This is a genomic window from Dysgonomonas sp. UBA7710, assembly GCF_002482385.1.
GTDB lineage: Bacteria > Bacteroidota > Bacteroidia > Bacteroidales > Dysgonomonadaceae > Dysgonomonas.
In genome coordinates this window covers 32,540-46,654 of record NZ_DLFW01000002.1, presented here as the reverse complement: position 1 = coordinate 46,654, position 14,115 = coordinate 32,540, and the positions used below count along the sequence as shown (strand labels likewise).

At 37.4% G+C, this 14,115-nt stretch carries 12 protein-coding genes; 2 read left to right on the top strand and 10 right to left on the bottom strand.

What is annotated here, in order from left to right:
- Window positions 1-42: 42 nt before the first annotated feature.
- On the bottom strand, window positions 43-1,080 hold the full coding sequence (asnA, locus tag B3317_RS00500; protein ID WP_291107302.1) for an aspartate--ammonia ligase: 1,038 nt from the start codon (window positions 1,078-1,080) through the stop codon (window positions 43-45).
- Window positions 1,081-2,337: 1,257 nt separating this feature from the next.
- Here asnA and B3317_RS00495 point away from each other — a divergent pair.
- Together B3317_RS00495 and B3317_RS00490 are read left to right on the top strand one after the other, a co-directional pair.
- Window positions 2,338-4,575, top strand: a complete 2,238-nt coding sequence (locus tag B3317_RS00495; RefSeq protein ID WP_291107299.1) for a hypothetical protein — start codon at window positions 2,338-2,340, stop codon at window positions 4,573-4,575.
- A complete protein-coding gene (locus B3317_RS00490) occupies window positions 4,559-5,353 on the top strand; it encodes a hypothetical protein (RefSeq protein WP_291107297.1) in 795 nt (264 codons plus the stop codon). The genes B3317_RS00495 and B3317_RS00490 overlap by 17 nt, the downstream gene beginning before the upstream one ends.
- A 36-nt stretch (window positions 5,354-5,389) precedes the next feature.
- Here the strand turns inward: B3317_RS00490 and B3317_RS00485 are convergent, their stop codons facing one another.
- From B3317_RS00485 to B3317_RS00445, 9 genes are all read right to left on the bottom strand, one after another.
- Window positions 5,390-5,842 (bottom strand): copper resistance protein NlpE, encoded by a 453-nt coding sequence (locus B3317_RS00485; protein ID WP_291107294.1) that lies wholly within the window; start codon window positions 5,840-5,842, stop codon window positions 5,390-5,392.
- Window positions 5,843-5,849: 7 nt separating this feature from the next.
- Window positions 5,850-6,149, bottom strand: a complete 300-nt coding sequence (locus B3317_RS00480; RefSeq protein WP_291107291.1) for a heavy-metal-associated domain-containing protein — start codon at window positions 6,147-6,149, stop codon at window positions 5,850-5,852.
- A gap of 135 nt (window positions 6,150-6,284) precedes the next feature.
- Window positions 6,285-9,137 (bottom strand): aminomethyl-transferring glycine dehydrogenase, encoded by a 2,853-nt coding sequence (gene gcvP, locus B3317_RS00475; RefSeq protein WP_291107288.1) that lies wholly within the window; start codon window positions 9,135-9,137, stop codon window positions 6,285-6,287.
- Window positions 9,138-9,154: 17 nt separating this feature from the next.
- Window positions 9,155-9,796, bottom strand: a complete 642-nt coding sequence (locus B3317_RS00470) for an MBL fold metallo-hydrolase (protein ID WP_291107285.1) — start codon at window positions 9,794-9,796, stop codon at window positions 9,155-9,157.
- Between the two features lie 159 nt (window positions 9,797-9,955).
- The gene (locus tag B3317_RS00465; protein WP_291107283.1) at window positions 9,956-10,606 is read right to left on the bottom strand and encodes an NAD(P)-dependent oxidoreductase; all 651 of its coding nucleotides are present in this window, start codon (window positions 10,604-10,606) and stop codon (window positions 9,956-9,958) included.
- 66 nt (window positions 10,607-10,672) lie between these two features.
- Window positions 10,673-11,083, bottom strand: coding sequence for an Rrf2 family transcriptional regulator (locus B3317_RS00460; RefSeq protein WP_291107280.1), 411 nt, complete (start codon window positions 11,081-11,083; stop codon window positions 10,673-10,675).
- 70 nt (window positions 11,084-11,153) lie between these two features.
- Window positions 11,154-11,774, bottom strand: a complete 621-nt coding sequence (gene rsmG / locus B3317_RS00455) for a 16S rRNA (guanine(527)-N(7))-methyltransferase RsmG (RefSeq protein WP_291107276.1) — start codon at window positions 11,772-11,774, stop codon at window positions 11,154-11,156.
- A gap of 4 nt (window positions 11,775-11,778) precedes the next feature.
- Complete coding sequence (locus B3317_RS00450) at window positions 11,779-12,624, bottom strand: DUF3298 and DUF4163 domain-containing protein (RefSeq protein WP_291107273.1); 846 nt, start codon at window positions 12,622-12,624, stop codon at window positions 11,779-11,781.
- 244 nt (window positions 12,625-12,868) lie between these two features.
- The gene (locus B3317_RS00445; protein ID WP_291107270.1) at window positions 12,869-14,050 is read right to left on the bottom strand and encodes a vWA domain-containing protein; all 1,182 of its coding nucleotides are present in this window, start codon (window positions 14,048-14,050) and stop codon (window positions 12,869-12,871) included.
- Window positions 14,051-14,115 lie beyond the last annotated feature (65 nt).

Here is a 14,115-nt window from a genome sequence, read left to right as displayed (position 1 = left end):
GCGTCTGAATAGCGCTTATTTAAATCTTTTTATGAAAAGCCCCTATATCAACGGCATCCCCAGACTTTCAGCCTCCAAACGCATTTTTGCCGGCCATATACCAGCCTGTATTTCACCAATATGCCCTTTACGCAAGTAAAACATACAAAGCCGGGACTGACCTATTCCTCCTCCGATAGACTGAGGTAGTTCACCATTCAGCAAACGTCTGTGAAAATATAATTGTGTACGGTCTTCCTGTCCTGATTTTTTCAATTGTTCAAGCAATACTTCCCTGTTGACGCGAATCCCCATTGAAGAAAGCTCCATTCCCTGACCCAATACCGGATTCCAGACGATAAGATCTCCATTCAGTCCATTAAATCCATTTTCAGATCTGGTAGTCCAGTCGTCATAATCGGGAGCACGTCCATCATGCGGTTCGCCGTTACTCAGTTCTCCTCCAATACCTATAATAAAAACAGCACCATATTTTTCTGCGACTTTATTTTCCCGCTCCTTAGATGAAAGGCCCGGATATTTGTTCAGCAATTCCTCTGCATGGATAAATTTTATCTCACCGGGCAAGATCGGAACTATAGCAGGGAATGCCTCATACACAAGATATTCTGTACGGACCAAGGCGGCATAGATACGACGAACGACTTCCTTTAAAAAATCAAGATTACGATCTTCCGGAGACATTACCATCTCCCAATCCCATTGATCTACATACAGGGAGTGTAAATTGCCTAATTCCTCATCTGCGCGGATAGCATTCATATCCGTATAAATACCATACCCCTCATTTATACCATAATCAGCCAAAGTAAGACGCTTCCATTTTGCCAGTGAATGAACAATCTCTGCCCGTTCATCACCCATATCTTTTATCGGAAAATTAACGGCACGTTCCACACCATTCAGGTCATCATTTATCCCCATTCCCTTTAATACGAATAAAGGAGCGGTAACACGACGCAACCGGAGTTCAGATGATAAATTTTGTTGAAAGAAGTCTTTTATTCGCTTGATACCCATTTCGGTCTGTTGCAAGTCAAGCAAAGCAGTGTACTGTTTTGGTTTTATTAAATAGCTCATTTTTATATTTTGAACGTTTTCGCTGTTAAATAACACACAAAGTTAACTTTTAAATATTAATATGAAAATATTTTCAGATCAATTAATACATTATGATATACCGGATCTAATATCCCAATGAGTAAATATGCCGATGTACCAATGAACTTTTGAGCTATTAACCGTTAGCTTTGACTATCATATAAGATTAAGGCTTGCCACTTGTTAAAAGGTAACACTATTTACAGTGAACAGTTAACAGTCATCAGTTAACAACTTATATCTCGTATCTTGTCTACTTGTAACTATTTCCCAAAAAGTAACAAAGGTAACAGATATTTCAGCTTTTAGCTGATAGCTATTAGCCGTTAGCCGAAGCTATCGCACAAGAGACTTTACAGTCATCAGTCAACAACTGGTAAGATGTAAAAACTTTGCGTCTTTGCGTCTTTGCGTGAAACAAAATAAAATGCGAGCAACTTGTAACTCGTAACTGTCTGCAGGGCGAAGTAACTGGTAACTAGAAAACTTGACAGACTACTTATTTCCTAAAACTTACTATCTGTTAAAAAGGAACAAAGGTAACAATGAAATCAGTTAGCAGTTAACAGTTAACAGTCATCAACTTGTATCTCGTATCCCGTTTACTTGTAACTATTCCCAAAAAGGTAACAAAGGTAACACGGAAAGTAATTAATAATTAAGAATGAAAAATTAATAATTAGCTTATCAGTTCAGCTCGTATCTTGTATCTCGTTCACTCGTAACTTTCTTCAAAAAGTAACAAAGGTAACACTTGTTTCAGTGAACAGTAAACAGTCATCAGTCAACAACTTGTATCTCGTATAATTTTTCGTTCTTCACTTTTCGTTTTTCACTTTTCATTTACTACAATATTTCAAAGAGCTAAAATAATATAGATAAACATTTTCTTTTTTTCTATAGATTTCTATCTTTGTTTTTTAGCGCTTTGTTATAGATACAAATTATAATACACCTCTCCTGCCGCGCGATTCTATATACAACCGCGCGGCAGCGAAGAGATAGCTTTACAATGTAAACAAATACATTTTGTTAATTTTTATTAATACAAAAACAGAAACCTATAATATTCAAAAATTCTACAAAATCACCTTTTATTTTTAATTCTGATAATTTTTATTCATTTGTAAGTTTATGATGAAAAGAAATTAACATTTTCGGAGATATTCGTTGACTTTGGAAATGAATATCTTCCTAAAAAATAAAACATAATAGTAAGACTCAAACTAATTTAGTATGAACAGATCTGCAGAAAATGAATCTCTTGAATATCGAGATAAAATATTAAACAAAATCAATGAACTAATAGAGTTTGGAAAACAAGAAGGAGAACGATTACAGAAAAATAATCTTCAATGCTCAATGGACACCCCGTATGAGTGTCATATGCGTACAACTGATTATAAACGAGTACCGCAACCTATAAAAACAGAGCCAGAAGGTTTAAAAGATTTTGCAAAAAAAATATTTCGTCACTATGATGTGAATCCATCTATTAAAGAATATGGAGACAAGATAACCAACACATACGTAACCGAAAATTTAAATGTAATATCCCAACTAAAAGAGAGCGGAGATATAGTCAATGAAAATGGGGTTAATCTTAAATTTTATTCTGAAATTAAAAACACAATAAAGAAAATTAAGGTCAAAGACAACAGCCTCCACTCTGAGGACAAAACAATATATATAACAGGGATTAGAGGGTCAGGAAAGACTGCCTTTTTTAATTATTTCATAAGCCGTTATGAGTACGAACTCAATGAAGATAATATTATCTCGGTTAGGATAAATGTCATGAAAATATTTGGTCCTGCAACAACCTTGGATGAAGCTATACAATTCAAACTTTGCCGCATACTGTTTACATATTATTGTTCATGGAGTAAAAGCTTCAAGAGACTAAATGGTAGAGATATAAGAAGCGATATAGATCCCATACTACATAAATTATTCAATAAATTCAAAGAACTGGATGTAGTTAATTGTCATAAGTATTTTTGTGATTATAACAGCAAGAAGCTAATATCCATACCCTCTGAGTATTCCAAAATATGTAAAGAATTATTGCAGGAAATGATACAGGAATATAAATTCATAATTATACTCGATAATTTTGACCAGCTTAATCCTAATGATAGGAGTAAAAACGAATATCAAAATAGAAGAGATGAGTTAGATAAAATTGATACAAAACCAATATTTGACCAAAGTTTATTTTTGATAGCTGTTCGTTATAGTACTTATAAAAGGTTAATACCTAGTTCTACACACCCTCCTAAATGTTGGGTTATAGGATCGCCATCTACGTATAGAATGATAAAGAAACGATTAGATTATCATATCAATGTCCAAAATCCGACTGATAAAGAGTCAAACAAGCAGAAAGAAGAATATATTACCCATATTATAAGATTAATTGGCAGTAGTTTCATTCCTGAGTATAAAGAATTATCTTTTGAAGAGGCATGCGAAGAAATAGATTCGATATACGCAGGAAATAAAAGAATAATCCTGAATATTATAGACAAGTTTATAGATTCAATCTTTGGTACTACTGATACGATTCTATCAAATACTTCCTTGGCACGAAATGTTTATAAATATTTCGAATCCTTATTCATAAACCCAGATACAGGTTATTGTAATATTTTTTATGAATATACCTTGAAAAATGATAATACTTTAAAATTCGGAAATATCAATGCTTCTGCACATTACGATAATAGTTATATACCTAATATTTATCGTTTCCCGTCTGTTATAGGAATAAATACTATGGTGTTTACTCCATTTATGAAAATCAGAATACTGCAACTCCTCAATCGCCATAACAATCTTACAACCAGAAAAGTAACTGAAATATTGAATAAAATATTCTCATATGGAAAAGATGCTATAAAACTGGCCTGTGTTGAACTAAGGGAAGATCAAAGCATAATTTTAAGAAATGGAAGATATGAACCGAGTGATGAAGATGATGAAACTATTGAGAATATACCAATGGAAATTACTGATAGAGGAAGAAAGCTTTTAAAAATTTTACCTATCAATGTAAACTTGCTAGCTGTGTGCTTAGAGCATATATTTTTTCCAGAAGACTTTTTAAAAACAGGTATACCTATTGGAAATTACTATTCTGAATTTAATATCGGACCTTCACATTTTATTATTAAGAATATATTTTGTTCTATTCCCAAAATAATAGGTTTATTCATCAATATAGAGCAATCTGAAAAAAATAAATTTGAAAATATACAACAAGAGTTCAAATGTTATTATAATCAAGATGAAGATTTCTCTTTTGCAAAAAAACTCGAAGAGCAGGCACGTGATAGTATTAGTAAAATATTAAAATCATATTTTACCAATCCGGCAGGTAGTAATAGCGAACAGGAACCTATCTATATTAATAGAAGAAGTGAACTTGATTGTCAATTGCAAAAAATGATACCTAATGAACAAATGGACTAAGTTTATTAAAAAAACAAAGGACGAATGGACTGAGTTTGTTGAAAAAACAAAGAAGTTCTTCACATTCTGGTTCTATCTTATATTTGGGATCTTATTCATATTTACAATTATATTCTTTATCATTACTACAATAGAATTTATAAATAAGCATCACTCAGAAGATTTCGATCTTCATAAAGATAGTATAATTAGTTTTTTGGATTTTTTTAATCCGTGTTTGACTTGTGCCGGAGTATGGCTTGCAATGTATTCTGTTTATTATGCATTGAATACATTTAAAGTCCATGACAAAAATAGAAAAATCAATGAAGAAGATAGGATATTAAAACCTTTTATGGAAAAGTTTTTTATTCAGTTAGATAAGATTAAAGATGATAAAGATAATTATAACCTAAAAATGTATTCAATGCTTAATTTTTATGGTAAAATGGTTATCAGACATATTGTTTCTAAAGAGAAAGAGAACGAAATCAAATCAAAAGAGCAATTACAATGTTATTTTAACAAATACATCAAGAAATATATCCCTGCTTTTGAATACTGTGGCTACTATGGACATAAGTGTCGCAAAATAATATGTATGGGTAAAGACTGTAAGGAAAAAGATAGAATAATAATAACATACTTCGATCCCCAAAAACCGGCCCATTCTTTTGATGAATTCGAAAAGATTGCTTATGATTTATTCTGTATATCATTCGAATATACCGATTTTGAAAAAGATATAAAAGAATTGTATACCGAGAAAGTAGAAGAATTCAAAAAGTCCTTTTCATAATCATGAAAAGGACTTTCTTTATGTAAAATCAAAGGATTATTTCTTCAAAATATACAGGTCAGCCATATCTCCGGTTATTTTATTACCTTCCATATCCAACTGTGTCAATGTATTCTCTCCTACGAAATACTGGTTAGGCGCATCTTTCACACCATCCAAAATAATTGTATTACCGGCAGCATTCCAGGTATATTTACCTTTTTCTTCCGATTTACTGTTTTTCTTATTTACATACTCTGTATTTTTAACGTATGTACTGTCAGATAATGTAATAGATACAATCATGCCTTCGCCACTGGCTGTAGGCATTTTACCGGTATATGTCCCCACATAATCCAGCGAATTTTTAGCATTATGCTCGTCTTTTACCTGCTTTGCGATTTCAGAGAATTCATCAACAGAAGCTTTTTCTTCCTGTCCTTTTTGAGTGCCACCACCACAGCTATACATTAATCCCATAGCTGCAATAATGATAAATAATTTTTTCATGTTTCTATTATTTTTTTTGTTCACTATTGTGTATTTTGACCTCATACCCCAATTTTTCAATTGCGGCTTTAAGATTTTCCACTGTTGTCTGAGTTTTTTTGAATTCGATCAGTACTGTTTTATTTTCAAGATCTACTTTCATATCCGTTACTCCTTTTTCGAATGCAATATTCTTTTCAATACGCTTCTGACAATTCTCACAAGTCATCGAAACATCGAATAGGACTGTCTCTTTATCATTCTTCAAAGGTTTTTTATTCTGAGCATCTAGTGTTGTACTTATACCCATCATTAATATAACCGTCATTAAAAACAATTTCAATTTCATAGTTTTACAATTTTGTGTTTATTTTACAATAAACAAATTAATACGATTTTAGTTTAAACTATCTTTATATGTTTACAACAATTCACATCCTAAAGTCCTACTACAATAGATGCCTTATCCCATATCACACAGGCAGGTAATCAGGTTCCTGTCCCCAAAAGCATTATCTACACGGGCTACATTTATCCAGAATTTATTATCCTTCACAAATTGAAGCGGATAAGCAGCCTTTGATCGCGGATAAGCATGTTTCCATTCGTCCGCACATACTTCATATTCAGGATGAGGTGCATTTACCAGCACATTATCTTCTTTGGTATATGTACCGTTTTCCACTTCCTTGATTTCCTCCCATATCTGGTTCATTGTATCTACAAAACGGTTAAGTTCCGCCAGACTTTCACTCTCGGTAGGCTCTATCATCAATGTACCGTGTACAGGGAAAGACAATGTAGGCGCGTGATAACCGTAATCCATCAAGCGCTTGGCAATGTCCGATTCGGTTATACCGGATGTATCTTTCACCTTGCGGCATTCCAGTATCAATTCATGTCCTACCCTGCCCGATGTACCTCTGTAAACGACACCATAGGTATCCTTAAAACATTCGGCCAGATAGTTTGCATTCAGTATAGCTATTTTAGTCGCATGCGTAAGCCCTTCCGCACCCAGCATACGGATGTATCCATAAGTGATAGGCAATATTCCCGCACTACCAAACGGAGCAGAAGCAACAGTATTCACCGTGCTGCCATCCAGCTCAGGATGGTGAGGAAGAAACGGGATCAGGTGCTCAGCCACACAAATAGGACCCTCACCCGGGCCTCCGCCACCATGAGGAATAGCAAATGTTTTGTGGAGATTGAGGTGACATACATCGGCGCCGATAAAGCCCGGATTGGTCAGTCCGACCTGTGCATTCATATTTGCTCCGTCCATGTACACCTGTCCTCCTTTTTCATGGACAACCTTGCACATTTCCTTTATTTCCTTTTCGAAAATACCGTGTGTAGACGGATATGTAATCATGCACCCTGCAAGATTGTCTTTATGCAGATCAGCTTTCGCCTGTAAGTCTTCCAATACTACATTCCCATGTGCATCGCAATCTATGGTAACAGTCTCATATCCGGCCTGTATAGCGGATGCAGGATTGGTGCCGTGAGCCGATGCAGGAATAAGGATAATATTGCGATGCCCCTGTCCGATACTCTCCTGATATTTACGGATTGTCATCAAGCCCGCATATTCTCCGGCTGCACCCGAATTAGGTTGAAAACTAACGCCTGCAAAACCTGTTATTTCTTTGAGGTATTCACCCAGTTCTTCTATCAATTCGTTATATCCCTGAGTCTGCGACTGAGGTGCAAACGGATGGATATTCTGGAACCCGCCCAATGAAAGAGGGAGCAGTTCTGATGCAGCATTCAGCTTCATGGTGCATGAACCAAGCGAAATCATAGAATGGGCAAGTGATATATCTTTTCTGTCGAGGCGTTTAATATAACGCATCAACTCCGTTTCGGTATGATATGAATTAAATACTTCGTGCTGTAAGTATTCACTTTTACGGAGGAAATCATCTTTAATAATCCGTTTTTCGGGAAGATCATCAATCATAAATACCTCCATGCGTCCGGCTGCAAGGGAAAACACAGCCAAAAGTTCATGGGCTTTATATTCCGTGATAGTCTCATCTATACTGATGCCTACTTCTCCACCCTCATAATAACGCAGATTGATATCGCGCATTTCAGCATATTCACGTAAAGAATATTGAGAGACACCACTGGCCAGACCTATTTTTAATGTATCGAAATACTGCTCGTTAAGGACAGTATAGCCCAGTTCTTTCAGTTCATCTGCTATCAATGCTGTTGCCGAGTGAATCCGTTTTGCAATCTCCTTCAAGCCTTTAGGCCCGTGATATACGGCATAGAAACCGGCCATAGTAGCCAACAATGCCTGAGCCGTACAAATATTTGAGGTTGCTTTCTCCCGCTTGATATGCTGTTCGCGGGTTTGCAATGCCATACGATACGCCGACTTACCATAAGCGTCTTTCGATACACCGATGATACGTCCGGGCACATTCCGTTTGTTTTCTTCTTTTGTTGCGAAGAATCCGGCTGAAGGCCCCCCATAAAACATCGGAATACCAAACCGCTGGCTGCTTCCGAATGCTATGTCTGCACCCCATTCTCCCGGAGGGACCAACAGGGTCAATGCCATCAGATCGGTAGCTACAGCGACTTTACATCCTGCTGCATGCACTTTTTCAGTAAAAGCTGTATAATCTTCGACACTACCGTTCGAATTCGGGTATTGGATAATAGCGCCAAAAAATTCACTGTTAATATCAAATACCTTATAATCGCCAACTACGACCTCTATACCTTGCGGCACGGCACGGGTATTGATTACAGCGAGTGTTTGCGGGAATATATTTTTATCAACAAACAATTTGTTTGCTCCGTTTTTCACCTGATCGCGGCTGCGCAGGGCATGCATCATTGCAGCGGCTTCCGCTCCGGCTGTAGCTTCATCAAGCAGGGAACAGTTCGATAAAGGAAGACCTGTCAACTCGCTCACCATTGTCTGGAAGTTCATTAAAGCTTCGAGACGGCCTTGCGATATTTCCGCCTGGTATGGTGTATAAGATGTGTACCAAACAGGATTTTCGAATACATTACGGAAGATAGGTGCGGGACATACCGTATCGTACCATCCCATCCCTATATACGAAGCGCATATACGGTTTTTCGAGGCCATCAATGCCATTTCTTCGGCATATTCGTGTTCACTGAGAGCCTCCGGCAAATTCAATGCACTTTGCAGCCGGATATTCTGAGGAATCGTCTGGTCTATCAGCTCATCAAGGGATTTCACCCCGATTTTAGCCAACATTATTTTCTCTTCTTCTGCATTGATGCCAATATGGCGATGTTGGAATCTTTCGCTTTTCATGTGCTTTCCGTTCTGTTTTATTGTAAATAAAAATTACTTTTAATTTCTTCCCCTATTGTAGTTAACGGCCCGTGGCCTGAATATATGACTGTTTCTTTAGGCAGTGTGAGCAGTTTGCTCTTTATACCGGCAATAAGCTGTCCATGGCTTCCTCCGGCAAGGTCGGTACGCCCTACGCTTCCCCTGAACAATACATCTCCGACAAAAGCACAGCCTGCATCCTGATTATAGAAAATGATGCTGCCCGGCGAATGTCCCGGTATTTCCAGAACTATAAATCTCTGATTACCGAATGTCACCACATCGTTTTCATTCAGATACTTGCTAATCCGGGGGATTTCAGCACTTTCATTCTTAAAGCCGAACATTTGCAATTGGGCCGGCAATTGCTCCAGAAGAAATTCATCTCCTTTGTTTGCCTCTGTTTCCAGATGAAACTGTTCGTATATAAAATTATTTCCGAATATATGGTCGAAATGCAGATGAGTATTCAAGAGGTGCTTCACCACCAGATCGTTATCGAGGATGAAATTCAGCAAGAGCGCCTTCTCATCCGGGAAGAAACAACCCGGATCGATGATGACACACTCCTTCGTTTCATCATATGCCACATATGTATTTTCGCTAATCGGGTTAAATTCAAATATTTTTACGTTCATAGATTTTACAAATGACTTTCTGTTAAAAAACAGCCTAAAGATAAAACTTTTTTCGTTTCGAAACTAGCCATTTAAGCTTATATCTTATGTTATAAATATACAAAAAGGCAGTATTCACATTTGAAATACTGCCTATACCGTATAGATTCTATATATCAATTAATATCCGGCTGTAAAGCGTTGGCGGGAGAATTTATGATTCTCAATTTCATCAACAACAGCTACTGCAAGGTCTTCGACAGACAATACCGATTCGCCATCCTTATCAAATACAGGCTCATCCGTTCCCAGCCTGTATTTACCTGTTCTTCCGGTCTTAATACCCGGATGCATATTGATAGCAGGTGAAAACATTGTCCAATCGAGCTCTTTTTCTTTTTTCAGCACATTCAGGTAATCCCTTGCCGCAGTTGCTCCGGGCTTAATATTTTCGGGGAAGTCTGCTCCATCCACTATTTGCTGCCCATCTATGTACAAGCTACCGGCCCCGCCTATCATCACATATCGTTTTATTCCGGCTTCCTTTACTGCTTGCCGGATAGCTTCCGATCCTTTCATGAAATCATTATAAATATCCGGATTCGACCATCCGGGATTAAAAGCGCTCAGGACAACATCATTTCCCTTCAATACCGCGGCTAATGCTTTTACGTCTGTTACATCTGCTGCAACCGCCTTTGGCTGACCATCCTTTACCGGAATCTTATCCACGGAACGGGCCAATGCTGTCACTTCAAAACCTCTGTTTACCAACTCTTGTAATAAATGCGAGCCAACAAACCCTGTTGCTCCTATTAATGCTACTTTCATATTGTTTTATTTTTAAATGTTACCTTTTTCTGTATCTATATTTATTACAGTTTTGCGTAAAAAAAATCATTCGAATTTCTTCTTGAAATCGGCCAGTGTCTGGCCCGAAAGTTTTGCGATTATAAAATCTTCCGCTTCCATATTCAAATCGTGCAAATGCTCATTAATCTGTTTTCCTACCGGACATTTCGGATTCGGAGATGCTAATGAATTACCTAATGCTGTCCGGGAACTGACTATTCTATATATATCGGAAAGAAGGATCTTGTCTGCCGGCTTTGCCAGCATACTACCGCCGTTCTTACCTTCTTTACTTACAACAAACCCATGCCTGCGAAGGTTCGATAATTCTTTTCTTACCAACACAGGATTGATATTCATACTTCCTGCCAGATAATCGGAAGAAATCCATTCATCCAAACTCGTTGCCAGAAGTACTAATATATGTATTGATATTGAAAACTTACGATCGCTCATACTGTAATATTTATAATTACAGTACAAAGGTAGATATATTTTTCTCTTAGCAAAAAGAATTAACAATTATTTAAATAAGAACGTAAACGATTTTCTTGGTCTTGAAATATTCTTCTTCGAAGAACATAGATAAGTCATCTGCTTCGGCTGTCTTCTTAAAAGGCTTCAGTTCGCCCTCAAGATTCCCTCCTTTAAGGCAAATCAACCCGTTTGGCAGAGCATTGTGCTGTTCTTTCGAAATATTCTTCTTTATAATCTTTACCAGATCGGGTAACGGCATTACTGCGCGGCTTATTACAAAATCAAATTTTTCTTTTACTTCTTCGGCACGACAATGGCGGAACTGAACATTTTTCAATCCGATGGCTGTAGCCACTTCGGTCGCCACCCTGATCTTTTTACCGATACTATCTACCAGCAGGAACTTACATTTCGGAAACAATATGGCCAGTGGTACTCCGGGAAATCCCCCGCCCGTACCTACGTCCATAAGCTGCGTCCGATCAGTAAACTGTATAAGCTTCGCTATGGCAAGTGAATGCAGGACATGATGTGTATACAGATTTTCTATATCCTTACGCGAAATTACATTTATCTTTGAATTCCAGTCAACATATAAATCATAAAGAGCTGCGAATTGTGCCTTTTGCTCTTCGCTGATATCCGGAAAATACTTGAGAATTATTTCCATATCATTATTTCCCGGCAAAAATTGATATTGGTGAATTATCTCTCAGCAAGTCCCTGATTTCATTATAGGGAAGGGATACACGGATTTCCCCAAGAGATGGAGCCGAATATTCTCCCGGATTGAAAATATAAGTCAAACCATTATTATCTGCAAGGAAATTTTCATTCGATGTCAGGTCTTCAATCCCCCAGTAACCGAACTCGAGAAGGTCTTCTGGCTTCTGTACTTTATTTTGAGCTACTATTTTCCTTATCAAAATAGCATTCAGCAATTTCCTGTATTCGGGCAAGAATATATCCTGTTCACTCAATATATTTCCGGTCTTTAAATCTATCACAATATTGCGGTAAGCAGTAGAAGAGTTTGCCCCGCCTTTATAATCCATCGACGATATCTGATACGACAATATATCGTCCATATCGAATATCACTTTTGTTTCCAATGTTTTATAATATGAAAAATAATCCTCGGTGTCGCCTGATTCCTGCCAGTCGGGAAACTGCTCTTTGGCATCAGTCTTATATTTTTCCACATAATCTTCCACATATTTATTGATGGCATCCTGTGGCTTCATTTGCTCATATTTTTCATCTTCCATCAGCGCAAAATTCAATTCCTTCTGTACCGTAGCCAAAATTTTCTCATCAGCAAACTTCACGGGGAAAATATATGTGATCTTTAACGAACATGACGGTTTTGTAGAATCGTTATCCAAATGATATATCTTGGAAACCGATATGGAATCGTAAGATATCGCATTCGGTGTATTTATCTTTTTCTCTGTTTTACAGGATATAAAAACAGAAAGAGATAATACAAATAAGCCTATAGATGTAAATATGATTTTCATATATGCTATTATTTAACAATACAAATATACGACAAAATGGAAGAATGCCGACTTTTAGCTAACATTTTTACATTTGGATTCCCCCTTTATACTTAAAGATAAAGTAAGCTACTTCCTGTAAATCCAGTCAGTAGCCTACTTAACATAAAAACAAAAAACTCTCGATTTTGTTTATTACTCCTGTCTATTAGTCAGATATAAACATGAAAGCAAATATCTGTTTTGGGACAAGATTAGAAAGCATTTATTTACTAATTGCATATCCTTTCTGGTTGGCAAAAGCAAGGATGGATTCATTGATTGCCTTACCAAGGTCGTCACCGGAATCTTCATTTTTTAATTGCTTGTCTATATAGTCCCGGCGTTTTTTTGCCAGTTCGCTTATTTCTTTCTGAATGGCGGCTCTTTCAGCTTCTTTTCCGGCAATAACCTTTTGTATTTCGGTCTTCGACTTGTTCTGCAATTCTTCCGGCAGATCAGACCGCCTTATATTATTCAGGGCGTCTTTGTCTTCTTTAACCCTATCTACCAGATCCCAGCTGCTATTCTTATAAACGCTTGCCGATTTACTTACCGCACGTTCTGCCATATTCGACCTCGATATGGATTTCGCATTTACATCCTGAACGGCCTGCATCCCTTTCCGTGCAAATCCATCGTGTCCATATCCCAAATAAGTCGCGTTCAGACGGTCGTTACATGCGCTTATCCTGTCATCGTAAGGAGTATCATAATAGCGTACTCTCGCATTGTGGTCGATATTGAAAAACTTTCCTTTTCCCCTTATAGCAGCATCGCGCCACATGCCCTGAACGCCTGAGCTATGATTGCCGCAATGTATTGTATTCACAAATATATCCTTACCCAAAGCGCGGTCTATAGCAGACTTGTAAGAAATACGCCCTTGAGTGAAAGGTTCGTTACCCGCAATATAAATAAGCTTCATATCCGATGTGTTCCTTCCCCAATCCAGTACTTCTACTGCTTTATTTATTACTGCTCCGCAATATTCGTCTCCTCCGTACGTGGTCAGTGCGAATAGCTTTTGGGAAATCAGATCGAGATCGGTAGTCAGAGGTGTCACCTGGCGGATGTAATCATTCGTGTGTATGCCGTCATTACCATATTCATACAAAGCAATTTCTATGCGGGGAACTTTCCCTTCAAACCGCAGTGTGGTAAGTGTATTCACTATGTTCCACAAACGAGACTTGGCCTGTTCAATCAGTCCGTCCATACTGCTCGACGTATCGAGAAGAATAGCAACCTGTATTTTCGTCCCCTTGTTCATTTCATTATCAGTTGCAGATACAGACAATTCAGAATTCTGTTCCTTTCCTCTATTTTCAGCTGTTGCTGCGGAGCAACCGACTGTCATTGCGACAAAAGCGAATAACATTGAGCTTAAGTGTACAAACTTTTTCATATCATTGTGTTTTAATTGGTTTCGTTGCTCAAATGTATTACGTTAAGAATTAACAATCGGGGCAA

What these genes read in the sequence shown, in the direction of transcription:
- B3317_RS00495 (WP_291107299.1), top strand. Translation starts at nt 2,338, where the DNA reads ATGAACAGATCTGCAGAAAATGAATCTCTTGAATATCGAGATAAAATA.
- B3317_RS00470 (WP_291107285.1), bottom strand. Translation starts at nt 9,796, where the DNA reads ATGAACGTAAAAATATTTGAATTTAACCCGATTAGCGAAAATACATAT.
- B3317_RS00485 (WP_291107294.1), bottom strand. Translation starts at nt 5,842, where the DNA reads ATGAAAAAATTATTTATCATTATTGCAGCTATGGGATTAATGTATAGC.
- B3317_RS00460 (WP_291107280.1), bottom strand. Translation starts at nt 11,083, where the DNA reads ATGAGCGATCGTAAGTTTTCAATATCAATACATATATTAGTACTTCTG.
- B3317_RS00450 (WP_291107273.1), bottom strand. Translation starts at nt 12,624, where the DNA reads ATGAAAATCATATTTACATCTATAGGCTTATTTGTATTATCTCTTTCT.
- B3317_RS00490 (WP_291107297.1), top strand. Translation starts at nt 4,559, where the DNA reads ATGAACAAATGGACTAAGTTTATTAAAAAAACAAAGGACGAATGGACT.
- B3317_RS00465 (WP_291107283.1), bottom strand. Translation starts at nt 10,606, where the DNA reads ATGAAAGTAGCATTAATAGGAGCAACAGGGTTTGTTGGCTCGCATTTA.
- rsmG (WP_291107276.1), bottom strand. Translation starts at nt 11,774, where the DNA reads ATGGAAATAATTCTCAAGTATTTTCCGGATATCAGCGAAGAGCAAAAG.
- gcvP (WP_291107288.1), bottom strand. Translation starts at nt 9,137, where the DNA reads ATGAAAAGCGAAAGATTCCAACATCGCCATATTGGCATCAATGCAGAA.
- B3317_RS00480 (WP_291107291.1), bottom strand. Translation starts at nt 6,149, where the DNA reads ATGACGGTTATATTAATGATGGGTATAAGTACAACACTAGATGCTCAG.
- asnA (WP_291107302.1), bottom strand. Translation starts at nt 1,080, where the DNA reads ATGAGCTATTTAATAAAACCAAAACAGTACACTGCTTTGCTTGACTTG.
- B3317_RS00445 (WP_291107270.1), bottom strand. Translation starts at nt 14,050, where the DNA reads ATGAAAAAGTTTGTACACTTAAGCTCAATGTTATTCGCTTTTGTCGCA.